Annotated in this window: 25 protein-coding genes; 16 read left to right on the top strand and 9 right to left on the bottom strand. The window is 60.0% G+C overall.

Features of this window, described 5'->3' with window-relative positions; all coding sequences use genetic code 11:
- The first annotated feature begins 48 nt into the window (after window positions 1-48).
- The 10 genes from ccmC to GRI69_RS04840 all read left to right on the top strand — a co-directional run bounded on the left by ccmC (window position 49) and on the right by GRI69_RS04840 (window position 7,699).
- Window positions 49-771 carry a heme ABC transporter permease CcmC gene (gene ccmC / locus GRI69_RS04880; protein WP_160727154.1) on the top strand — a complete coding sequence of 241 codons (723 nt, stop codon included), beginning with the start codon at window positions 49-51 and terminating at the stop codon, window positions 769-771.
- Window positions 771-926, top strand: coding sequence for a hypothetical protein (locus GRI69_RS15725; RefSeq protein WP_202391854.1), 156 nt, complete (start codon window positions 771-773; stop codon window positions 924-926). The genes ccmC and GRI69_RS15725 overlap by 1 nt, the downstream gene beginning before the upstream one ends.
- Complete coding sequence (ccmE, locus tag GRI69_RS04875; RefSeq protein WP_160727153.1) at window positions 923-1,384, top strand: cytochrome c maturation protein CcmE; 462 nt, start codon at window positions 923-925, stop codon at window positions 1,382-1,384. The genes GRI69_RS15725 and ccmE overlap by 4 nt, the downstream gene beginning before the upstream one ends.
- A complete protein-coding gene (locus GRI69_RS04870; RefSeq protein ID WP_160727152.1) occupies window positions 1,381-3,336 on the top strand; it encodes a heme lyase CcmF/NrfE family subunit in 1,956 nt (651 codons plus the stop codon). The genes ccmE and GRI69_RS04870 overlap by 4 nt, the downstream gene beginning before the upstream one ends.
- On the top strand, window positions 3,333-3,860 hold the full coding sequence (locus GRI69_RS04865) for a DsbE family thiol:disulfide interchange protein (RefSeq protein WP_160727151.1): 528 nt from the start codon (window positions 3,333-3,335) through the stop codon (window positions 3,858-3,860). Before GRI69_RS04870 ends, GRI69_RS04865 begins: the two co-directional genes overlap by 4 nt.
- The gene (locus tag GRI69_RS04860) at window positions 3,857-4,261 is read left to right on the top strand and encodes a cytochrome c-type biogenesis protein (RefSeq protein ID WP_160727150.1); all 405 of its coding nucleotides are present in this window, start codon (window positions 3,857-3,859) and stop codon (window positions 4,259-4,261) included. Before GRI69_RS04865 ends, GRI69_RS04860 begins: the two co-directional genes overlap by 4 nt.
- A complete protein-coding gene (locus GRI69_RS04855; RefSeq protein WP_160727149.1) occupies window positions 4,258-4,905 on the top strand; it encodes a tetratricopeptide repeat protein in 648 nt (215 codons plus the stop codon). The genes GRI69_RS04860 and GRI69_RS04855 overlap by 4 nt, the downstream gene beginning before the upstream one ends.
- 121 nt (window positions 4,906-5,026) lie before the next feature.
- Window positions 5,027-6,964 (top strand): potassium transporter Kup, encoded by a 1,938-nt coding sequence (locus GRI69_RS04850; RefSeq protein ID WP_160727148.1) that lies wholly within the window; start codon window positions 5,027-5,029, stop codon window positions 6,962-6,964.
- Between the two features lie 242 nt (window positions 6,965-7,206).
- Complete coding sequence (locus GRI69_RS04845; RefSeq protein ID WP_160727147.1) at window positions 7,207-7,419, top strand: cold-shock protein; 213 nt, start codon at window positions 7,207-7,209, stop codon at window positions 7,417-7,419.
- A 70-nt stretch (window positions 7,420-7,489) separates the two neighbouring features.
- A complete protein-coding gene (locus tag GRI69_RS04840) occupies window positions 7,490-7,699 on the top strand; it encodes a hypothetical protein (RefSeq protein WP_160727146.1) in 210 nt (69 codons plus the stop codon).
- A 12-nt stretch (window positions 7,700-7,711) separates the two neighbouring features.
- Here the strand turns inward: GRI69_RS04840 and GRI69_RS04835 are convergent, their stop codons facing one another.
- From GRI69_RS04835 to GRI69_RS04815, 5 genes are read right to left on the bottom strand one after another with little or no spacing between them, the layout of a single operon-like run.
- The gene (locus GRI69_RS04835; protein WP_160727145.1) at window positions 7,712-8,365 is read right to left on the bottom strand and encodes an inner membrane-spanning protein YciB; all 654 of its coding nucleotides are present in this window, start codon (window positions 8,363-8,365) and stop codon (window positions 7,712-7,714) included.
- Window positions 8,365-9,288 carry a signal recognition particle-docking protein FtsY gene (gene ftsY, locus GRI69_RS04830; RefSeq protein ID WP_160727144.1) on the bottom strand — a complete coding sequence of 308 codons (924 nt, stop codon included), beginning with the start codon at window positions 9,286-9,288 and terminating at the stop codon, window positions 8,365-8,367. The genes GRI69_RS04835 and ftsY overlap by 1 nt, the downstream gene beginning before the upstream one ends.
- Complete coding sequence (locus GRI69_RS04825; RefSeq protein ID WP_202391853.1) at window positions 9,285-10,475, bottom strand: MiaB/RimO family radical SAM methylthiotransferase; 1,191 nt, start codon at window positions 10,473-10,475, stop codon at window positions 9,285-9,287. The genes ftsY and GRI69_RS04825 overlap by 4 nt, the downstream gene beginning before the upstream one ends.
- A complete protein-coding gene (dapF, locus tag GRI69_RS04820) occupies window positions 10,457-11,266 on the bottom strand; it encodes a diaminopimelate epimerase (protein WP_160727143.1) in 810 nt (269 codons plus the stop codon). The genes GRI69_RS04825 and dapF overlap by 19 nt, the downstream gene beginning before the upstream one ends.
- Before the next feature lie 47 nt (window positions 11,267-11,313).
- Window positions 11,314-12,957: a putative bifunctional diguanylate cyclase/phosphodiesterase gene (locus tag GRI69_RS04815; RefSeq protein ID WP_337191027.1), complete on the bottom strand. Its 1,644-nt coding sequence runs from the start codon at window positions 12,955-12,957 to the stop codon at window positions 11,314-11,316.
- Between the two features lie 211 nt (window positions 12,958-13,168).
- On the opposite strand from GRI69_RS04815, the gene GRI69_RS04810 reads away from it, so the two are divergent.
- Both GRI69_RS04810 and GRI69_RS04805 read left to right on the top strand, forming a co-directional pair.
- Complete coding sequence (locus GRI69_RS04810) at window positions 13,169-13,579, top strand: EVE domain-containing protein (RefSeq protein WP_160727484.1); 411 nt, start codon at window positions 13,169-13,171, stop codon at window positions 13,577-13,579.
- Between the two features lie 119 nt (window positions 13,580-13,698).
- Complete coding sequence (locus GRI69_RS04805; RefSeq protein WP_160727141.1) at window positions 13,699-13,881, top strand: CsbD family protein; 183 nt, start codon at window positions 13,699-13,701, stop codon at window positions 13,879-13,881.
- Window positions 13,882-13,946: 65 nt separating this feature from the next.
- Here GRI69_RS04805 and GRI69_RS04800 read toward each other — a convergent pair whose 3' ends face one another.
- Entirely contained in the window at window positions 13,947-15,614 is a 1,668-nt protein-coding gene (locus GRI69_RS04800; RefSeq protein WP_160727140.1) for a thiamine pyrophosphate-binding protein, read from the bottom strand.
- A 147-nt stretch (window positions 15,615-15,761) separates the two neighbouring features.
- Here GRI69_RS04800 and GRI69_RS04795 point away from each other — a divergent pair, with 147 nt between their 5' ends.
- Complete coding sequence (locus GRI69_RS04795) at window positions 15,762-15,956, top strand: hypothetical protein (RefSeq protein ID WP_160727139.1); 195 nt, start codon at window positions 15,762-15,764, stop codon at window positions 15,954-15,956.
- On the opposite strand, the gene GRI69_RS04790 is transcribed toward GRI69_RS04795, so the two are convergent.
- Window positions 15,949-17,295, bottom strand: a complete 1,347-nt coding sequence (locus GRI69_RS04790) for an MFS transporter (protein ID WP_160727138.1) — start codon at window positions 17,293-17,295, stop codon at window positions 15,949-15,951. The genes GRI69_RS04795 and GRI69_RS04790 overlap by 8 nt on opposite strands.
- 116 nt (window positions 17,296-17,411) lie before the next feature.
- On the opposite strand from GRI69_RS04790, the gene pgsA reads away from it, so the two are divergent.
- Window positions 17,412-18,005, top strand: a complete 594-nt coding sequence (gene pgsA, locus GRI69_RS04785) for a CDP-diacylglycerol--glycerol-3-phosphate 3-phosphatidyltransferase (RefSeq protein ID WP_160727137.1) — start codon at window positions 17,412-17,414, stop codon at window positions 18,003-18,005.
- A 103-nt stretch (window positions 18,006-18,108) separates the two neighbouring features.
- A complete protein-coding gene (locus GRI69_RS04780) occupies window positions 18,109-18,366 on the top strand; it encodes a hypothetical protein (protein ID WP_160727136.1) in 258 nt (85 codons plus the stop codon).
- Here GRI69_RS04780 and GRI69_RS04775 read toward each other — a convergent pair.
- Window positions 18,363-19,259, bottom strand: a complete 897-nt coding sequence (locus GRI69_RS04775) for a LysR substrate-binding domain-containing protein (protein WP_160727135.1) — start codon at window positions 19,257-19,259, stop codon at window positions 18,363-18,365. The two genes, GRI69_RS04780 and GRI69_RS04775, sit on opposite strands and share 4 nt — an antisense overlap.
- A complete protein-coding gene (gene rnd / locus GRI69_RS04770; RefSeq protein ID WP_160727134.1) occupies window positions 19,256-20,488 on the bottom strand; it encodes a ribonuclease D in 1,233 nt (410 codons plus the stop codon). The genes GRI69_RS04775 and rnd overlap by 4 nt, the downstream gene beginning before the upstream one ends.
- A gap of 154 nt (window positions 20,489-20,642) precedes the next feature.
- On the opposite strand from rnd, the gene aspS reads away from it, so the two are divergent.
- Complete coding sequence (gene aspS, locus GRI69_RS04765; protein WP_160727133.1) at window positions 20,643-22,499, top strand: aspartate--tRNA ligase; 1,857 nt, start codon at window positions 20,643-20,645, stop codon at window positions 22,497-22,499.
- Window positions 22,500-22,565 lie beyond the last annotated feature (66 nt).

Here is a 22,565-nt window from a genome sequence, read left to right as displayed (position 1 = left end):
TGCGGGCGGGCGCTGGGGCTGCAATAGGCACCAGCGACGGCTTACGACATGCATGGTTTCGCCAATCCCAAGCGCTTCCTGGCCCTTGCTGCCTGGTTGACACCAATTCTGTTGGTGAGCGGACTCGTGCTGACTGCCGGAGCGCTTGTCTGGGGCTTCACCCAGGTTCCGCCCGACCAGCTGATGGGCGAGACCGTGCGTATCCTGTTCATTCACGTCCCGACAGCATGGCTTGGGATGGGAGGCTGGACGGCGATTGCGATCTCCAGTCTCGTATTCCTTGTGTGGAGGCACCCGCTCGCGGCGCTTGCCGCGCGGGGCGCAGCCGTACCGGGCCTGGTCTTCACGCTGATCTGTCTTGCTACCGGCTCCGTCTGGGGGCGTCCAACCTGGGGGGCATGGTGGGTATGGGATGGCAGGCTTACGTCGATGCTGGTGCTCGCTTTCCTCTACGTTGCCTATATCGCTCTGGCACAAGCGGCCGAGCGGGAAGGCGTGTCAGCCCGGATCCCGGCGATTTTCGGCCTGCTGGGTGCAATCAACATTCCGATTATCAACCGAAGCGTCGTGTGGTGGAACTCGCTGCACCAGCCGCCGAGTATCACACTGGGCAATAGCTCGATCGACGGCATATTCCTCGCCCCACTGCTTGTTGCGGTCGTCGGTTTCTCGCTCATTTTCGGCGGCGTGGTGCTGGCGCGTATGCGAGCGCTGCTGGCCGACATACAGGCGGAAGCTCGCCTGCGCCGCCGCGCAATGGAGATGGACTGATGCGCGAGGCACTGGACCAGTGGACTTTCGTCTATTTGGCTTACGCCATCGGGGTTGGCGGCACGCTGGCCATGATCGCGTGGAGCTGGATCGCGATGAAGCGCGCCGAAGCCCGCCGCGCCAAGGCGCGTTCCGGTTCGAAGGCGGATAGATGAAAGCCAAGCACCAGCGTCTTGTCCTTGTAGTGCTTGCTCTCGCCGCGCTGATCGGTGCGGCGTTGCTGGCGTCCTACGCGCTGCGCAATCAGGCGAGCTATTTCTATCTTCCCGAGCAAATGGAGGCCGACCCGCCTGAAGTCGGGCAGGCGGTCCGGCTGGGCGGGATGGTGGCACCGAACTCCCTGCAGACTTTGACGGACGGCATCACCGTGACCTTCACCGTGACCGGCCGCGAGAATTCGGCGATACCGGTGCGCTATGCCGGGATACTTCCCGATCTTTTCGTGGAAGGGTCGGGCGTGGTTGCCGAAGGACGGCTCGCAGCCGACGGGACTTTCGTGGCGGATAATCTGCTCGCCAAGCATGACGAAAATTACGTTCCGCGCGAGCTTGAAGGGATGAGCGAGCACCAGGCCGCGGAGATGGCTGAAGACACGACGGTCGGTCTCGAATGATTGCCGAAATCGGTCTCGCGGCGTTGTGGCTCGCAGCGGCACTAGCAGTGCTGCAGATGGTTGGCGGAGTTCTCGCGCTGAGGGGCGGGACAGAGAGCGAGATTGCCGGGCTGACCCGCCCAGCAGCAATCCTGCAGGGCGGCCTCGTGGCGGTGTCCTTCGCGATGCTCTTGTGGGTTTTCGCCATCACCGATCTCTCTGTCAAACTGGTGGCGATGAATTCGCACACATTGAAGCCCCTGATTTTCAAGCTCTCGGGAGCTTGGGGCAATCACGAAGGCTCGATGCTGTTGTGGGTGACGGTGATGGCACTGGCGGGGGCACTGATCGCCGGGATAGAGCGGCGCCTGCCAGAGCGTACCATGCAGGCAACTCTCGCTGCGCAAGGGTTCGTCGCGCTCGGCTTCTATGCCTTCCTTCTCCTGAGTTCCAATCCGTTCGAACGGCTTTCGCAGCCGGCGGTAGAAGGGCTCGGGCTCAATCCGCTGCTGCAGGACATCGGCCTCGCGCTACACCCGCCCACTCTCTATTTCGGCTATGTAGGTCTGTCCGTCGCCTTCAGCTTCGCCGTAGGTGCCTTGGTGACGCGGCAGGTCACGCCTGATTTCGCGCGGGCAATGCGCCCCTGGATACTCGGGGCTTGGGTGTTTCTGACGCTGGGGATCACTGCGGGCAGTTACTGGGCCTATTACGAACTCGGCTGGGGTGGGTACTGGTTCTGGGATCCGGTTGAAAACGCATCGCTCATGCCATGGCTTGCCGCGACCGCGCTGCTGCATTCGGCGAGCGTCCTGGCAAGCCGCGACGCTTTGCGGGTATGGACGATCATGTTGGGTGTAGTCGCCTTTTCCATGTCGATGCTCGGGACTTTCCTCGTCCGCTCCGGCATCCTTACCAGCGTTCACGCCTTTGCAGTCGATCCTGAGCGAGGGACTTTCATCCTGTTCCTTCTGGCACTCTATATCGGCGGGGCATTACTGCTTTTCGCCCTGCGCGCGGGCTCCATCACGGAGGGCGAACGCTTTTCCCTCGCCAGCCGCGAAGCGGCGCTGGTGGTCAACAACGTCATGCTCAGCGCCATCCTTGCGGTGGTTCTGCTGGGTACTCTCTATCCCCTGCTGACCGAGGCTTTCGATGTCCGCGTTTCGGTAGGGCCGCCTTATTTCAATCCGGTAGGCGCCGTCTTCCTGTTCCCCATGCTGGTGGTGATGGCAGTAGGTCCGCTCCTACGCTGGCGCCAAGACAATTGGGGGCGAATTTCGAAAGAGATCGCGCTGGTTGCGGCGCTACTGCTGGCTGCGCTGATCCTTTGTGCGGTGCTGTTCGGCGCGGCGCTGTTGCCACTGCTGGGCCTGTCTTTCGCCGTCGCCCTTGCTGTGGCGAGCCTCCTGCCGCTGAGAGGGAGAAGCCTGCGGCGGGTTCCGGTAGCGACTTGGGGTATGGTCATCGCTCACTTTGGCCTGGCGGTGGCGCTGTTCGGCATGGCGAGCGAAAGTGCTTTCTCGAAAGAAAGGCTGGCTGCGCTCGAAGAAGGCGGAACGACCACGGTCGGACCATGGGCCGTCCAGCTCGATGCAGTGGAACCGATCGCGGGACCGAACTGGACCGCTTTGGCGGGCCAACTCAACATTGCCTACAAGGGCGAAGAGCCGATCCAGATCGCACCTCAGTCCCGCAATTTCTGGGCACCGCCGCAGCAAACCACGGAAAGCGTACTCGTCACCCGCTGGAATGGACAGCTCTATGCCGTGATGGGTAGCGACAGCACCGATGGTCGTTGGCAGGTGCGCCTGTGGTGGAAACCCTTCGTGACCTTCATCTGGTATGGCGGAATACTGGTAGCGCTGGGCGGCCTGCTGGCGCTGATCGGGCGGGTGCGCGGTGACCTCAGACGAAGGACCATCCGCCGCAAGCTGGCACTGCGACGCATGGATGAGGAGGCAATCGCATGAGCTGGCGTATGTGGCTCCCGTTCCTGGTATTTTTCGGTTTCCTGGGTCTTGCGGCCTACCAGCTGAGCCAGCCCAAGGACGATTTCATCAAGAGCACGATGGTCGGCAAGGAGTTACCCTATTTCACTTTGCCGCCTGCCAGCCTCGACCGGCCGGGCGTGGATAGCCGATACTTTTACGATGGTGGACCGAAACTGCTCAACATCTGGGCGAGCTGGTGTCTGCCCTGCATTGCGGAAGCCGCCCAGCTCGAGCAGTTGAAAGAGACAGGCGTGGAAATCGTCGGCGTCGCCATTCGCGACAAGCCCGCCGACGTAATGCATTTCCTGACCGAACACGGCAATCCCTATACCCGCATAGGGCGTGACGATTTGTCCGAAGTTCAGCTTGGGCTCGGCTCTTCCGGCGTCCCCGAGACCTTCGTGATCGATGGCAATGGCGTGATAACCTATCAGCATATTGGCGATATCCGGCCCGAACACGTACCGGTGCTCTTGGAAGAACTGCGCAAGGCCGAACGATGAGAATGCTCGCGCTCCTGCTGGCAGCCATGCTCGCGGCCCCGTCTGCCGCACAGGATGCAATGCCGCCCGCGCCCTTTGCCTATCGCCAGCTGGACGACCCCGAACAGGAGGCCGCCGCGCAGGAGCTTATGGAGACACTGCGCTGTCTCAAGTGCCAGTCCCAATCTATCGCCGATAGCGACGCGTCGATGGCCGGCGATATGCGCCATCAGGTTCGAATCCGCATCGCGGCGGGCGAGGATCCTGACGAGATTCGTCAGTGGCTGATGAGCCGCTATGGCGACTACGTCAGCTATGAGCCCGTCATGAGCACGACCACCTGGCCGCTTTTCGCCATTCCTGTGCTGCTGGTCTTGATCGCAGGCCTCCTGTTCCGGCGCCGCTTCACGAGGCGCCCATGAGCTGGACTCCGGTGATCGCTCTGGCCGCGACCGTATTCCTGGCTGCTGCCTTCGTGCTCAAGGTCAATCGTAATGGCTGGACCTTGCTCGGAGCGACCTTGCTATTCGGGCTTACTGGATATGCGCTCCACGGATCACCCGGGCAACCCTCTGCACCGGGCATGGCGATGGAACGACAAGGCACTGATGGAGAGCTCTTGATCGAAGCGCGCCGGGAATATTTCGACACGTCGCAATTCCCGTCGCGCTGGATCACGACCGGTGACGGTTTTGCCCGTCGCGGCGATTTTGCGCAGGCTGCTGGCTTCTATCGTAGCGCTACGCAGGAAAATTCGGGTGATCTCGAAGCGTGGCTCGCTTTGGGAATTGCGCTGGTCGAACATGCCGAAGGCCGACTCACGCCCGCTGCGCTTTATGCATTTCAAAAGGCCCAGCAGATCGACGCCGAGAATGCCGGTCCGCGCTATTTCCTCGGCCTTGCGTGGCTTCGTGCGGGCGAGGTTGAGCGCACCCTCGAACTGTGGCGTGAGGCGCTCGAGGCGGCGCCGGAAGAAGCGGAATGGCGCGAATCGCTGGCGCTTCGGCTGATGCAGCTCGAAACAATGGTGGGGCAAGGCTCCGCCGAGCCACGTGATCTGGAATAATATAGCACTTTGGCGCGTATTGCTCCCTCTCTCCCATGGTGCTAAGCGCCGCCCCCTTGCACGGGGGCAGGCTTCCCCGACCTCAAGGTTTTGACGCTATGCGGCAGGTGACACCCTTTATATGAGCGAGGCGAACGCGCCTGAAGCTACCCCCGCACACGACGGGGCGAACGGGCATGGCCGAGGCCATGGGGGATCGAGGACCGCACTCGCCGTCGGTGCGATCGGCATCGTCTTCGGTGATATCGGCACCAGTCCGCTGTACGCTTTCCGTGAAACATTTGCAGGTGCAGCAAGCATCGCGATCGACCGGATGCATGTGCTGGGTGTGGTAAGCCTGATTTTCTGGTCGATGCTCATTGTGGTTTCGATCCAGTACGTCACCATCCTGATGCGTGCAGATAACAAGGGGCAGGGCGGAAGCCTCGCTCTCGTTGCGCTTCTGAGCCGTCATATCGGCAGATCCAAGTACGGTTGGCTGGTTGTGCTGCTGGGCGTTTTCGCGACCTCGCTCTTTTACGGCGACAGCATGATCACGCCTGCAATCTCGGTGCTTTCCGCAGTGGAGGGCCTGACTGTAGTCAATCCCGGGCTGGACCCGCTAGTCATTCCCATAGCGCTGGTATTGCTGGTCTTCCTGTTCATTCTGCAAAGCCGCGGCACGGCCAAGGTAGGGGCACTCTTCGCGCCGGTGATGATCGTCTATTTCGTCACCATTGCCCTACTCGGCGCAAACCAGATCCTACAGAACCCAGACATACTGTGGGCGCTCAACCCCTGGTATGCGGTTCAGTTCTTTCTGACAGACGGCGTGATCGCCTTCCTCGCCCTAGGCGCTGTGGTGCTGGCGGTTACCGGTTCGGAAGCGCTCTATTCGGACATGGGCCATTTCGGGCGCGGACCGATGCGGCTTTCATGGTTCGGTTTCGTCATGCCGTGCTTGCTGCTCAACTACTTCGGCCAAGGGGCGATGATTGCGGGTCTGCCGCCTGAACAGGCAGCCGAAGTGGTGCGTAACCCGTTCTTCCTGCTGGCAAGCGAGGAATATCGCCTTCCGCTCGTCATTCTCGCTACGCTGGCGACTTTCATCGCTAGCCAGGCGGTCATCTCCGGTGCCTTCAGCATCACCCACCAGGCGATGCAGCTCGGCTTCATGCCGCGTATGACCATCCGCCATACGAGCGAGACCGAAGCGGGGCAGATCTACATCCCGGTTATCAATTGGGCACTGATGGTCGCGGTGATACTTCTCGTCCTGACCTTCCAGAATTCGTCTAACCTAGCTGCGGCCTACGGTATCGCCGTGACCGGTGCGGTGACCATCGACACGCTTCTGATGGGGGTTCTGTTCATCGGCGTATGGAAATGGAAGTGGTGGGTCGCCGCGCCTGTGGTGATCTTCTTCCTGATCGTGGATGGTGCCTATTTCGCGGCAAACCTCGTCAAGATTCCCGATGGGGGATGGTTCCCCCTGGTGGTCGGTCTGGCTGCTTTCACCCTGCTCACAACCTGGGCGCGTGGACGCAAGCTGATGCGCGAACGCATGCACGAAACGGCGCTGCCTATCGAGATATTCGCCAAGAGCGCCAAGAATTCGGCCACCCGCGTCCCGGGCACAGCCATTTTCATGGCCAGCCAGACTGCGGGCGTGCCGTCCGCATTGCTGCACAACATCAAGCACAACAAGGTGCTGCACGAACGCGTCGTGATCCTGACGGTCCTCATTGCCGACGCACCCTATGTCGATGAGAACGAGCGCTGCGAAATCCACGATCTCGGCGACGGGTTCTATCGCGCCGTTCTGCACTATGGTTTCATGCAGGAAACCAACGTGCCGCAGGGCCTGAAGGAAATGGAACGCTGCGGCGGCGAGTTCGACATGATGCACACCAGCTTCTTCCTCAGCCGCCAGACGCTGCTACCCAGCGACAAGCCGGGCATGCCAATCTGGCGTGAGAAGATCTTCGCCTGGATGTTGCGGAATGCCGCTACCGCAATGGACTTCTTCCGCCTTCCGACCAATCGCGTGGTTGAGCTCGGAAGCCAGGTCGAAATCTAGGGCCGCATTGGGGCCGTAAGAGCTCCCGGCCCATTTCGTTAGGTTAACGCGCCAAACCATGCTAACAGCCGTCTGCTGACGTCGAAATTTGCGACGGACTTCGGGTTTTGACGACCGCCGCTTGCCTCTATTGGCCCCGGCGCTAACCAGACGACGACTTCCTTTCATTGGACGATTTTACGCACGATCCCCTAGGCATGTCGCCGCGGGGCAACCTCAAGCGTTCTTGAAAGGAACCGCACATGAGCAAGACCGGAACAGTCAAATTCTTCAACGCCGACAAGGGCTATGGCTTCATCCAGCCCGACGATGGTTCGGCCGACAGCTTCGTACACATTTCGGCGGTGCAGGCCGCTGGCATGCAGACGCTCGATAAAGAACAGCGTCTCAACTACGAAGTCGAAGCTGGTCGTAACGGCAAGGAAAGCGCCGTGAACCTCTCGGCTGCTGACTAAGCAGACAATCGCGCACGCCCTTCCTGCCTTGGTGGGGAGGGCGTGTTGTATCCTTTTTCGGAGAGCATGGATGGCCAACACGCAAAACTACGAATTCTGTACTGCCCGCGCCGACCAGGCCGCGGAAGAGGCTTCCGAAGCTATTCTCGACAATGTGCGCGATCGCGCCTTGCGCTCCGAAGCAACCTGGCGTGGACTCGCCGAACACGCCCGCGGTGTCGCGGAAGAACGCGAGAAGGCTCGCGTTGAAAAGCAGACGCGCGAAGAACTGGACGCCTGAAGGCTCCGTTTATCAGCCCGTCGGGGGCTCATCCTTTAGCACATCGTCAGTATCCTCCAGCGACAGGCCATGCTTCAACAGCATCGGTATCTGCGTGAAGGTGAAGAGGAATGTGAGGGGCAGGAAGACCCATAGTTTCGCCCAGAGCCAGCTTTCGAAGCTCATCGTGCGAACCAGTACTTCGTTAAGCGCTGCAAGCGCAAAGAAGAAAAAGCCCCAATTGCGGGATAGCTTCAGCCAGCCTTGGTGGGTCACGCCCTCAAATGCCGCTTCCAGCAGCACTTGCAGCCAGGCACGGTCGCGCAGCCAGCCGACGAGCAGAACCACACCGAAAAGCAGGTAGATCGCAGTCGGTTTTAACTGGATGAAGCGTTCGTCGCGCAGCCAGATCGTCAGCGCCCCAAAACCTACGATCAGTGTCGTGGACAGGATCAGCATCGGACTGACCTTGCCGAATTTCCACTTGCTGAAGACAAGCGCCACTACCGCAGCACCCATGAAGGCTATCGTGCCGTAGATCACTGCCGCGATTTCGCCGAAAGTAGATGTCTCGGGCGGCTGGTAGAACTTGTAGACACCCAGGAAGACCAGCAGCGGACCGTAATCAACCAGCGTGTGCAGCCAGCCGGTCGGTTTCTTGGTCTTGGCGGTTTCGGTATCGCTCATCATGCAACTCCTGCGATCACGCGCGCGACAAGATCAGGATCGAATGGCCGCAGATCGTCGATTTTCTCCCCCACTCCAATTGCGTGGATCGGAAGCCCGTATAGCTCCGCAGCCTGCACCAGAACGCCGCCGCGCGCGGTGCCGTCGAGCTTGGTCATCACGAGTCCCGTCACGCCCGCAACTTCCTTGAATACGTCGATCTGCGAAAGTGCATTCTGGCCATTGGTCGCATCCAGGACCAATACCACATCATGCGGCGCTTCTGGATTGAGCCGGCCGAGCACCTTCCGGATTTTCGATAGTTCATCCATCAGTTCACGCTTGTTCTGCAAGCGGCCGGCGGTGTCGACAATGAGGACATCGGTTCCGATCTCGGTGCCTTTCTTGACCGCGTCGAACACGATACTGGCGGGGTCACCCCCTTCGGGGCCGCGCACGAGGGGCACGCCAACCCGGTCGGCCCAGGTCTGCAACTGACCAATGGCAGCCGCGCGGAAAGTGTCGCCTGCCGCCAGCATAACGTTGTAATCGTCTTCGACGAAAAGATGCGCCAGCTTGGCAATGGTGGTGGTCTTGCCGCTGCCGTTGACGCCTATCACGAGCAGCACCTGCGGGCGGGGAAAGGCGGTGATTTCAAGCGGCTTGGCCACCGGACGAAGGATGGCGGCGATTTCATCCGCAACGGCCTGCTTCAATTCTTCGGCGCTGATCTCGAGCCCGAAGCGCTTTTCGCGGAGGCGTTCGCGGATGCGCGCGGCCGCGCTGGGCCCTAGATCGGACATGATCAGCGCATCTTCGACGTCGTCCAGTGTCGCATCGTCGAGTTTTGCCTTGGTAACCGCTTCGGCGAGATTCTCGGTCAGCCGTTCGGAGGTCTTCTTGAAGCCGCCGAACAGGCGCTCGGTCCAGCTAGGTTTGCTCATGACAGGAGATTGTCCTCAAGGGTCGTTGGCGTCACGGTGACGATCGAGCCGCGCGGAGTGCCAATCGGCAGCGCAACACGGGCGAATTGGGGCGAATAGCCGGTGCCGTCGCGTTCGGCGAGAATTTCCAGCGGCTCATCGACGAGCGTTGCCAGCCAATCTGCACGCATATTGGCGACCTCCGCCCGCAATTCTGCCGCCCGGCGTTTGATGGTTTGCCGCTCCACCTGGGGCATGCGCGATGCCGGCGTGCCGGGACGCGGCGAGTAAGGGAAAATGTGGCCGTGAACGATAGCAAGTGCCCGGATGATGGAAAGGTTCGCGGTATGGTGATCCTCGGTCTCGGTCGGGAAACCCGCGATGAGGTCGGCGCCGACCGCAATTTCGGGCCGCCGCGATTTCAGTTTTTCCACCAGTTCGACTGCGTCTGCGCGCAGATGACGGCGCTTCATTCGTTTGAGGATCAGGTCGTGCCCGTGCTGCAACGACAGGTGGATATGTGGCATCACGCGCGGCTCGGAAGCGAAAAGCTCGAACAGTTCGTCGTCCACCTCGATCCCGTCGATCGACGACATGCGAATCCGGGCAAGGGCGGGAAAGGCTTCGAGCACTGCCCGGACCAGCGAGCCGAGGCTGGGGCTGCCGGGCAGGTCGTGACCCCATGAGGTTACGTCGACCCCCGTCAGCACGACTTCTGCCGCGCCGGCGTTAAGATGCGCCTCGACTTCGCGCAGTACCTCGGCAATGTTCAGTGACCGGCTCTGTCCGCGCCCCTGTGGTATCACGCAAAAGGTACAGGCGTGGTCGCAGCCGTTCTGGACTGCGACGAAAGCCCGGGTGTGCAAGGCGGGAACGGGCGCAGCGCCGGCCGGGACATTCCAGGCCCGTGGGTCAAGCTTTGCCTCGTTGGCGATCAGGCCGTCGACCTCCGGCATGGCGGAAAGCTGGTCGCGCTCGATATCTGCTGCGCATCCGGTCACCAGCAACCGCGCATCGGGATTGGCCTTGCGCGCCTTGCGGATCGCTTGCCGGGTCTGCCGAACGGCCGCGCTGGTCACGGCGCAGCTATTCACAACAACGAGGTTGTCTTCGCCTGCCAGCATGGCGCGAATGCGCTCGCTTTCGGAGATATTCAAGCGGCAGCCCAGCGATACGACCTGCGGAGCGTTCACGCGTAATCGTCCCATTCGAAACTGCCGCGGAAACTCTCGGTCGCCGGGCCGGTCATGCGGATGGACGTACCCTCCCGCCACTCGATGACGAGTTCGCCCCCGGGCAGGGCGACGGTAACCGGGCTATCGACCAGCTTGCGCCGCATGGCATGGATCGCCGTGGCGCATGCCCCGGTTCCGCAAGCACGGGTCAGGCCCGCTCCGCGCTCCCAGACGCGCAAACGGATCCGCTTCCGGCTTTCGACGGTGGCGACGTTCACGTTCACGCGATTGGGAAAGAGCGGATCGTTCTCGATTTCCGGTCCCAACCGATCGAGTGGGATGGTATCGGTATTATCTACAAAGAAAACCACATGCGGATTGCCGACATTCACCGCACCGGGGTCATCGAGCATGTCCCAGCCGACCGGCATGGCAAGCGTGTCCATCGCATAGGCGAGAGGGATGTCATTCCAGCCGAACCGCGGCTCATCCATCTGGACGCTCGCACCGCCGGCGGCGGGTGAAACGCTCAATATGCCGCCAGCTGTCTCGATGCGCGCATCACTGCCGTGAAGGATTGCGACCGCCCGTGAAGCGTTGCCGCAAGCTTCGACCTCTCCGCCATCTTGATTGTATATCCGCATACGGAAATCTGCGTCTTCACTCGGTTCGAGGACGATCAACTGATCGCATCCGATTCCGGTCTGGCGGTCGGAGATCGCTGCAACACGTGACCGTTCGAGCGCCGGCAATTCCTGCGTTCGGGCATCGAGAACGACGAAGTCGTTGCCGAGGCCATGCATCTTGGTGAAAGGGACGCGCATCAGGACCGCGCATCTAGGGTGTGCGGGGCACAGCGTCCAGTGTCGTATCAGACGGCGCGTTGACCGCTGTCGGCTTTCTTTTGCATCTCATCGGCCCCGGAGAACCCGGTTATATCAAGTGACCGGGAATCGGAATCCTGTATCAGCCTTCCACATGCAGCCAAGCGTTCGAGGACCTTGTCCCCGGGTTCGGGGCGTCCATAGTGATAACCCTGCCCCCTCATTTGGCCCCACCGTTTCAGCGCCACGACAATGTCCTCGTTTTCGATCCCTTCCGCTGTGATCGGCATTTTCAGACCGTCGCTCATCGAAATGATGGCATCGACAAGTTTGTCGCTCTGTTCGCCGTTCTTGAGTTCGCTGATGAAGCTGCGGTCGATCTTCAGTTGGTCGAAGGGCAAGCTGCGCAGTTGGGACAGGCTCGAATAGCCGGTTCCAAAGTCGTCGAGGCTTACCCGGACGCCCTGGTTGCGCAATGAGGTGATCATCGACCGTACCATCCCGATATTCTCGTGCAGGCAGGTTTCGGTTATCTCGATGTCGAGCCTGTGTGGCGGGAACCGGTGTTCGACCAACATCTTCAGCATTTTCTGGGCAAACCACGGATCGCGCATCTGCACAGGGGAGATGTTTACCGAAAGCGTGATTTGCGGATCCCAGCAAAGCGCATCGGCAAAGGCCCGGGTGATCAGCTTTTCCGAAAGTTCTGCGATGACTCCGATTTCCTCGGCTATCGGAATGAAGATTTCGGGGCCGACAATACCCATTTCGGGAGAATCCCACCGAGCCAGCATCTCGAAACCGACCAGTTCCCCGCTGTCGAGATCGACCTGCTGTTCGTAATAGGGCACGAATTCGCCGTTCTCGATGCCGCGGCGAATCCCAGCTTCCAGTTCGCTACGGAAGCGTAGTTCGTTTTCCATCGGCGGTTCGAACCAGTAGAAACGGTTCTTACCCTGCTTTTTTGCATGATACATGGCGATATCCGCCTTGTGCATCAGGCCCTGCGCAGGCGTTTCCTTGCTCGCCTCCGACAGGTGGATCGAACTGGCGATCCCGATTGAAATGGTGACATCCAAGGCAGTGCCATCATGAACAACGGGCCGCGAAACGTGCTCGATCATCCTTGATGCCAACAGTTCGATACGTCCCGGTGAGGCAAGATTGTAGGGCACTGCACAGACGAATTCGTCGCCGCCCAAGCGGGCCAGCGAGGCACCGTCGGGCAAAAGTTGACGGATGCGGTCGCAGGCGGTGCGAAGAACGAGATCACCTGCAGCGTGCCCGTTAACATCATTGATCTGTTTGAAATTGTCGAGATCGATCGCGATCGCCGCAAGCGCGCTTTCCGCCTTCGTACCTTCTCCCAGTATCTTCTCGAGGTGTGCCGCGAAACTGCGCCGGTTGAGGCAGCCGGTAAGATCGTCCGAATCGGCGAGACGGCGCGCTTCTTCTTCGGATTTTCGGTGCGTTTCCAGCTTTCCTGTCAGTGCCTTGTAACGATTCCAGCCGAGCAGGATCAGCGCGATGTTGAGTAAGAGGGCATTGGTCAGGATAAGGTCCGGGCGTGCCCCCTGGCCTTGCAACGCGCGGATCGCCGCGGGCAGGACCGTTCCTGCCACTCCGACGAATACAATGATCGCGGCAAGGGCGACTCCCAGCGTCACCAGATCGTGACGCGTCCCATTCACGGTAGGAATAGCCTCCGACAATGTCGGGGTATTGTCAGGCGCTGGCATTCGAGACAAGGGACCCCCCGAACTTGTTCATTCAATCCATCTAGGCTTGCGAGGCTAAAAACCCGTTAACTGCCAATTTGATGGTCGGGGCGGACTGGCCAGCAGGTATCCCGCTCGCTAGTTCCCGTTGCTGGCATTCACGATCGACAAGGAAATCGCGCAGATGGCACGTTACTGGCTGATGAAATCCGAACCATTCAAATACGGCTGGGACGATCTTGTCGCCGAGAATGAGGGTACTTGGGACGGCGTCCGCAATCATCGGGCCAAGAACAATCTTGCGGCTATGGAAGTGGGGGACCAGGCGTTCTTCTACCATTCTCGCGAAGGATTGGAAATTGTCGGCATTTGCGAAATCAGCGCAGCGGGCATCACCGATCCCACCGATCCCGAAGGCAAGTGGGCTGCAGTAAAGATCGTACCCAAGACCAGGCTGCCTCATCCCGTCACGCTCAAGCAGATCAAGGCGGAGCCGAATTTGGCGGATTGCGAATTGGTAAAACTGTCCCGCCTCTCAGTGGCAGAGATCAAACCCGAAGAATGGTCGATCATCTGCTCGATGGCCGGTATTTAAGCTTCGTCGCACGGAGCAACCGTCTGGGCGCATGAGCGCGGAACGTTAGTTCCTTCTGAATGCTTATCCTTCTGTAACCGCGTCTTTTTTTCCAGGCGCCACATTAGAAGGAGCGTCCCATGGGCGAACTAACCAAGAAGATCAAAGGCAATGCCAATGAAGCTAGCGGCAATTCAAAGCAGGCAGTGGCCGAAATGACCGATAACGAGCGTCTTGATCGCGAAGGCAAGCGTCAGGAACGCAAGGGTGAAGCCCAGCAATTTGCCGGTGAAGTGGAAGGTAAGCTGGGTAACGATATCTGATCATCGGCAATACCCAAATAGCGAAAAGGCCGTCTCCCTAATTGGAGGCGGCCTTTTTTGTATCTCTATCGATTGCGAAGGCCGCTAATGCTCGCGCCGCTCGCAGCAAGTTGTTCAATTTCGATTTTGCAATGAATTAGACGCACGCCCGCACGCCCTTGCGCTGCCACGAGAGCTTCCTTGAATTCTTTGGTTTTAGAAGCGCTCGCAGACCAGCCCCCATAAGCCTCCGCCAAGGCGGCGAAGTCAGGGTTTTTCAAACGGGTGGCGCTCACCCGATCCTCGCCGGGAAATTCGCGCTCCTGATGCATGCGGATCGTCCCATATGCTGAATTGTCGACCACGATGACGATCAGGTTCGCATCATGTTGGACTGCGGTTGCCAGTTCCTGGCCGTTCATCAGGAAATCGCCGTCTCCTGCGACTGCGACCACCGTGCGTTGCGGGAAGCGCAGTGCTGCCGAGATCGCCGCAGGCACTCCGTAGCCCATGGCTCCACATGTCGGAGCAAGCTGGGTGGGGAAGCCATCATAACGCCAATATCGGTGCCACCATCCCGCGAAGTTTCCCGCTCCGTTGCAGATGATCGTATCGGCAGGAAGAGTATCGCGCATGAATTGCACGCATTGCCCCATGTCGAGCGCATGGTCCGTCGGATGGGCGGTCGCCCAAGCTTCCCACTCGGCATGGGCTTCGGCACCGGCGTCGAAGTCGATCGCATCCCCTTCATCCCAAAGGGCAGCGCTTTCGGCAAACTCGTCCATCTCGGCACAAATGGCGAGATCGGCCGGATATACGCTGTTTAGCTCCTTCGGATCGGGATGGATGTGGATGAGCTTGCGATCCTGCGCCACGAGCGGCGGGACGGTGTAGCCGTCCGTGGTTGCCTCGCCCAGCCGCGCTCCGACCGCGAGCACGAGGTCGGCGTTCTTGACTCGCTCGATCAGCTTGGGATTCGGGCCATAGCCGAGATTGCCAGCGTACACCCGGCTGGCGGGGGAAATAGCGTCCTGCCGGCGGAAGGCTGTGGCGACCGGGATACCGATCCGCTCGGCGAAAAGCTGGAAGTACTCCCGAGCCTTGGCGTTCCAGCCCGCACCTCCGATTATCGCGACTGGCGAGGCTGCGTCGGAGATCAACGCCATCATCGCCTGCATCGCATCGGGGCAGGGCGCCTGCGCGGGACGTTCGACGCGCGGGCGCGACAGGGCCGAAGTGTCGCGGCTCAACATGTCTTCGGGGAGAGCGAGCACGACCGGCCCGGGACGCCCGGAAATCGCGGTAGCGTAGGCGCGCGCGACGTACTCGGGGATGCGATCGGCGGAGTCGATCCGGGCTGCCCATTTGGCGATAGGGCCGAAGAAGGCTGCGAAATCGACTTCCTGAAACCCCTCGCGGTCGCGCATTTCGCTGTCGACGTCACCGACGAAAAGGATCAACGGTTGAGAATCCTGCATCGCTACATGGACACCGATGCTGGCATTGGTCGCTCCCGGACCGCGCGTCACGAATGCCACGCCCGGGCGCTGGGTCATCGATCCATCCGCACAGGCCATCATGGCGACACCGCCTTCCTGGCGGCAGGTGACGACATCGATTGCGTCCTGCTGTCCCAGCGCGTCGAGCACCTGAAGGAAGCTCTCGCCGGGAACAGTGAAAATCCGTTCGCAACCTTGTGCGATCAAGCAATCAACGAGTAGCGTGGCGGCTGCGGGAGTTGGACGTCTGGTCATAAAATGGCGGTTAGCCTCGCGTGCTTCTTCGTGCAATCGCCGGAAGCAGGCTAACTCGTATCTCCACTAGGCCGGCGAACCGTCCCGAAATGAAACAGAGCGAATTTGCCGGGAAACCAATGGTTAAAAAATCGTTAAACCCGCATCATGAGACGCGCACTTGTCCTGTCGAACGAAGCGGCCCGCCATTGGATGCGAGCCAGCATTCCCCACCGTCGCACGCTGTTTGCCGACGCGCCGCAAGGGCAGCCGGTAGACTGGAAGCTCACCGCGCAGGATGTGCGCGGCGTAGCAACCACCTACTTTGCGACCGTGGCAGCCGTTCTGGCCTTTATCATCTGATTTCATCCGCCGCAGATGCGGCGCGTTCGGCTTCCAGCAACCGGCGGCCAAGCCATGCCGACACTAGGCACATGCCAGCACTGATAAGCACCTGCTCAACGATCGGCACACCTGCTGCGCTCATTCCCATAGCAAGCAGTGAGCCACCCACCATCGCGCCAGAATTGACGATATTGTTCGCCGCAATCGTGCGAGAGGCCTTGTCGGGCGCAACCCGGGTCGTGAGAAAAGCGTATAGCGGAACCACGAACATTCCGCCCGAGATTGCGATTCCCAGGAGGCACAACAGGATAATGCTTGCCATCGGCCAACCGAGGAAGCCTGCCACGTCGAGCAATTGCGTGGGCTTGTCCGCCTCCCAGATCTTGCAGACGACGTAAAAGGCGACGACGAAAACGCCCATCGCGATTACCGATTGGGGGGCATAACGGGCCGAGACCTTGCCTTTGAGCAAGGCTCCCACTGCGACCGATCCGATGGCAACGCCGATCGAGAAAATCACGAGGAATATGCTCGCCACTTCCTTGCTTGCCATGATCACGTTCTTGGCGAGCGGGGGGAACTGGATGAAGAGCACTGCTCCGATGGTCCAGAAGAAGCTGATAGCCAGTATTGCGTAATAGACCTCTCGATTGTGCATGGTATCCCGCACGAGGCGCACGGACGCGCGCAATATATGCCAGTCGAGCTTCTCAACCTCGCCTTGCGGCGGGGCAGGGGGGACCTGCCGGCTCACCATATAGCCGACGATTGAAGTGAAGATGACGCCAACGGCCGCGATCTCGACGGAGATCCAGCCGGCCAGGATCGTCCCTGCCAGAATGGCTATATATGTCCCTGCCTCCACCAGCCCGGTTCCTGCCAAAACCTCCTCCTTGCGCAGATGCTGCGGAAGGATCGCGTATTTGATAGGTCCGAGGAAAGTCGACTGCACACCAGTCAGAAACAGCGCCAGAAGCATCAGCAGGACCGGAAAGCTGGTCTCGATCCCGAAGAGACTCACCGGCATTTCGTAGCCACGCCATGCCAGCATGAGGCCGCTGGCACCGATGATCATCAGAACAATCTCAAACGCCTTCACCTTCCGGATGATCGCCGCCTTGTCACGCATGTCGGCAAGCTGTCCGGCGAGTGCGGAAAGAATAAAGAACGGGATAATGAACAGCCCGGATGCAACGGCAGAGAAAATGCCCTCCGCCTCTTCGGAATTATAGATCTGGTAGACAACGAACAGGACCATCGCGGTCTTGTAAAGGTTGTCGTTGAAGGCGTTGAATAACTGCGTCACGAACAACGGCAGAAACCGCCTCGTGCGCAGCAGATGCGGACTTGTGAACATGAACCCCCGGCGGAAACCTTCCCGAAGGATGCACTTGGTAGCTACATCGTGGCGGCGGACAACCCTGCTTGATGTCTTTTGCGGCAGGGCGAATACGGTTAGGGGGACATGCCTAGATGCTGACACTGCCAAACATCCTCACATTGTCGCGTATCGTCGCGATTCCCTTGCTCGCCTTCCTGTTATGGTGGCCTGGATGGGAAGCGGGCTATCTCATGGCCTTCGTGCTGTACTGCCTTATGGGCATTACCGATTATTTCGATGGATATTTGGCGCGCACCAGCGGGGCAGTTTCGAAGCTCGGAATCTTTCTAGATCCCATCGCTGACAAGATCATGGTCGCATCGGTGATTCTCGTGTTGGCGGCCCAAGGCGTTCTGCGTGGCCCCTACGTGGGCGATATGCACGTGATCGCCGGGTTGATTATTCTGGTGCGCGAAATCGCGGTTTCGGGCTTGCGGGAATTCCTTGGCGGCCTGCAGGTATCGGTGCCAGTGAGCCGTCTGGCAAAATGGAAGACGACCTTCCAGCTGCTCGCACTCGGTTCGTTGATCCTCGGGCAGGGTCTGCCTAGCTGGAATGTAATGCTCGGTACGCTGGAGGCCAATGTACCGCATACAGTCGGCCTCGTCACGCTGTGGGCAGCTGCGGCCATGACTGTCATAACGGGTTGGGATTACCTGCGCGTCGGCCTCAAGCACATGGATTAGCGCCAATCGACTTTCGTAGTGCGACGAGTCGATGCAATGCGTAGATGCAACGCCGTTGCATAGGTGAACCTTTTCTCAACCAAATGCGTTCATGTTGTTAGACATGAGTGCTTCCATCCATATGCTCCTCGCTGCGCTGCTGAAGGTTGGCGCAGTCGCAATGATCTTCAATGAAGTTCGTGGTCTCGTGCTCGCGGCGCCTGTGCTTTACGGGATGTGGGCATCGGGCGGCACCGCGATGGCGATCTGGCTCGGAATATGCGCTCTCGGCGGAATTGCCTTGAGCGTGATTGTGCCTCTGTTCGCTTACCGCAAGCTCGATAATTTTATGAAATCGAAGTCCGAAGCAAAACTCGCCTAACCGGCGCGCAGTTCTTCCGCCAGCAGTTCGAAGTCCTGACGTCGAGGCGAATTCTTACGCCATATCAGAGCGATTTCACGGCTAGCCCGCTTCGATTTAAGGGGGCGCGCAACAACCTCCGTACCGTTGAGGATGCCCGCGTCCACCGCCATTTCGGGTAGCATCGTAAGCCCCAGACCATTGTCCACCATCTGGACGAGCGTATGGAGGCTGGTGCCGATCATGGTCGTCGAGCCGCGCAGTTCGGGGCGGTTGCAAGCCGCCAGCGCGTGATCCTTGAGGCAATGGCCATCTTCCAGCAGCAGCAGCCGCCCGTCGTCGATCATGTCGGCCGTGACTGTTTCCGGCGGATCGCGTGGATCATCCTTAGGGAACGCCACATAGATCGGGTCATCGGCGATATGCGCCTGATCGACTTCACCGGTGACGAAAGGCAGGGCCAAGAGAACACAATCAACCCTTCCATGCTGCAGCGATTCGACAGCATCATGGCTGGTCTCTTCACGCAGAAATAGCTCCAGATCTGGACGTTCGCGCCGCAGGCGCGGCAGGAATCGCGGCAGCATGAATGGGGCTATGGTCGGGATCACGCTCATCCGGAGCTGTCCTGCCAACGGCTTGCCTGCTGCCTGAACGAGATCGGCCAGTTCCTCGGTTTCGCGCAAGACACGGTGCGCCTTCTCGACCACTTGGTTGCCCAGCGCAGTGAAACGCACAACGCGGCGGCTGCGCTCGACCAGCGTCACACCAAGCAGCGATTCCAGCTCGCGGATTCCTGCCGAAAGCGTTGATTGCGACACGAAGCTCGCATCCGCTGCGCGGCCGAAATGGCCATGCTCGTGCAACGCGACGAGGTATTGCAGCTGCTTGAGGGTGGGGAGGTAGGTGCTCACCCGGCGTCCGCTTCCATTCCAGTGATCACTTCATCATGAGCGGCGTCCATCATGCCCGCGTGGACATCGTCGACATGAGTCATCAGTAGCTTCCCGTCTTTCACGGCGAAGGCCAGACGCCCCTCGACCAGCTCGAGCGCGTCCTTGCCGAAGACCTCGTAGCGCCAGCCCTGCAGGATCGGCAGCTTGCGAACCCCTGCGGCAAGCGCCTCCATCTCATCCGAGCGGGTGAGAAGGCGGGACGCGACATCGATTTCACGGGCGCGAATTTTGAGCAACAGCTTGAGCAGATCCGCCACCAGCGCACCTTCCTTGCCCAGTGGTGCCCCTCGCTTCGGTTTCTCCGGCATTTCTTCCTTCGGCAAGGGTTCGGCCTTGTCGATTACCTTCATCAGGCGCTTGCCGATGTCATTGTCTTTCCAGGCGTTGGAAAGGCCGCGCACCTTGATAAGGTCGCCCTGTTTCTTGGGCGGATGACTGGCGATATCGGCCAGGGTTTCGTCGCGCATGATGCGACCGCGCGGGATATTCTTGTGCTGCGCTTCGCCCTCGCGCCAGGCGGCCAGAGCCTTCAACCGGCCCAGCACCGTGGGGTTGCGTCCCGGCGAGCGGATGCGCTTCCAGGCCTGGTCGGCGTTATTGGCGTAGTTTGCCGGATCGGCGAGCTTGTCCATCTCGGCATCCAGCCAGCCGCCGCGTTCCGTCTTGATTAGCTTTTTCAATATCCTCGGGAATATGTCCGATAGGTGCGTCACATCGCCGATCGCATATTCGATCTGTCTTTCAGTCAGCGGACGGCGACTCCAGTCGGTAAACCTCGCACCCTTATCAACCGGAATACCGAGCCAGCTTTCCACGAGATTGGCATAACCGATCTGCTCGTTCTGGCTGATCGCCATCATCGCGATCTGCGTGTCGAAGATCGGATGCGGGGTCTTGCCGGTGAAATTGTAGACGATTTCAACGTCCTGTCCGCCAGCGTGAAAGACCTTCAGGACTTCCTCGTTTTCGCAAAGCAGGTCCCACAGGGGCTTCAGGTCTATGCCGTCCGCCAGCGGATCGATCGCCGCCGCTTCTTCCTCATTGGCGATCTGCACCAGGCACAGCTCGGGCCAATAGGTGTTCTCGCGCATGAATTCGGTGTCGACGGTCACGAAGTCGCTTTTCGCAAGACGCTCGCAAAGTGCGGCCAGCGTATCGGTGTCGGTAATCAGATCGTGTATTTTCATCGTTTCGTTTCTTGTCTTGAGCGGAGTACCGCTCCCGCACCTCTCACGAGCCTTGACAAAAACCCGCTGGTGCCCTGTTAGCGCGCGCGATTCCTGCTAAGGAGCGCGGCGCCTGCGCCCTAGCGGCATAACTCCGAAAATGGAAAGATTTTAGATGCACGCCTATCGTACCCACAACTGCGCACAGCTGACGAAGGAAAACGTTGGCGAGACGGTCCGCCTTTCCGGCTGGGTGCACAACAAGCGCGACCACGGCGGCGTGCTATTCGTCGATCTGCGTGACCACTACGGAATAACCCAGATCGTGGCCGACAGCGACAGTGCGGCTCTGCCCGTGCTCGAAAAGCTGAAACTGGAATCGGTGGTGACCATCGATGGTACGGTGAAGGCGCGGGACGAAGTGGCGGTCAACAAGAACCTGCCCACCGGTGAAATCGAAGTCTTCGCCCGCGAAGTCGAAATCCAGAGCCGCGCCGAGGACCTGCCGCTGATCGTAAACCAGGCGGAAGACTATCCGGAAGAAACACGCCTGAAATACCGCTTCGTCGACCTGCGCCGCGAGCGCGTTCACGCCAACATCATGCTGCGCAACCGGGTCATCACCAGCTTGCGTCAACGCATGATCGGGCAGGGCTTCAGCGAGTTCCAGACCCCGATCCTCGGTGCGTCCAGCCCGGAAGGCGCACGCGACTACCTTGTGCCCAGCCGTCTGCATCCGGGCCGCTTCTATGCGCTCCCGCAGGCACCGCAGATGTTCAAGCAGCTATTGATGGTGGCCGGGTTCGACCGCTATTTCCAGATCGCCCCCTGCTTCCGTGACGAGGACTTACGCGCCGACCGCAGCCCGGAATTCTACCAGCTCGACTTCGAGATGAGCTTCGTGACGCAGGAAGACGTGTTCAACACCATCGAGCCCGTCCTGGCCGGTGTGTTCGAAGAGTTCTCCAGCGGCAAGACCGTCACCCCCGCCGGCGAATTTCCGCGTATCCCCTATGCCGAAGCGATGCTGAAGTATGGTTCGGACAAGCCGGATCTGCGCAACCCGCTGATCATCAGCGACGTGACTTCGCACTTCGAGAAATCGGGCTTCGGCCTGTTCGAGAAGATAGTCGGCGGCGGCGGGCGTGTGCGCGTCATCCCCGCGCCGAATACGCATGAGAAGAGCCGCAAGTTCTTCGACGAGATGAACGACTGGGCGCGCCGTGAAGGCTTCGCCGGACTCGGTTACGTCACGCGCAAGGGCGGCGAATTCGGCGGCCCGATTGCCAAGAACCACGGCGCCGAAGGCATGGAAGCGCTTTATGCCGAACTAGGCCTGGGCGAGAACGACGGTCTGTTTTTCGCTGCGGGGAAGGAAAAGGACGCTGCCAAGCTGGCTGGCGCCGCGCGCACCCGAGTGGCCGAGGAACTTGGCCTGGTCGAGGAGGACTGCTTCAAATTCTGCTGGATCGTCGATTTCCCGATGTTCGAGTATGACGAGGACCTCAAGCGGGTCGACTTCAGCCACAATCCCTTCTCCATGCCGCAGGGCGAGATGGAAGCGCTCGAAACGAAGGACCCGCTCGATATCCTTGCATGGCAGTACGACATCGTCTGCAACGGCTACGAGTTGTCATCGGGTGCCATCCGGAACCACAAGCCGGAAATCATGTACAAGGCATTCGAGATCGCCGGCTATTCGCGAGAGGATGTCGATGCGAACTTTTCCGGCATGATCGAGGCATTCAAGCTAGGTGCACCGCCGCACGGTGGATCGGCTCCGGGCATCGACCGTATCGTCATGCTGCTGGCAGACGAACCGAATATCCGCGAAGTCATCGCCTTCCCGATGAACCAGCGTGCGCAGGACCTGATGATGGGTGCGCCCTCTATCGTGAGTGCCAAACAGCTGCGCGAACTGAACATTCAGCTTTCCCCAACCGCACGCGAGGCGGTCGCAGCGGATGATAGCTCGGAAGCGACCGATATGAACGGCACTGCGACCGACCGCGATCAAAAGCCTGAGGGTTGATTTTAGCTCGACATAAAAAAGGGCGCGGAGGATATCCGCGCCCTTTCCTGTTTGGGTGCTATAGGC

Origin of the sequence: Qipengyuania vulgaris (assembly GCF_009827325.1) — a bacterium.
In the GTDB taxonomy this organism is placed as follows: Bacteria; Pseudomonadota; Alphaproteobacteria; order Sphingomonadales; family Sphingomonadaceae; genus Qipengyuania; species Qipengyuania vulgaris.
Note: the sequence above shows the minus strand (reverse complement) of the source record. Positions and strands in the feature narration are given on the sequence as shown.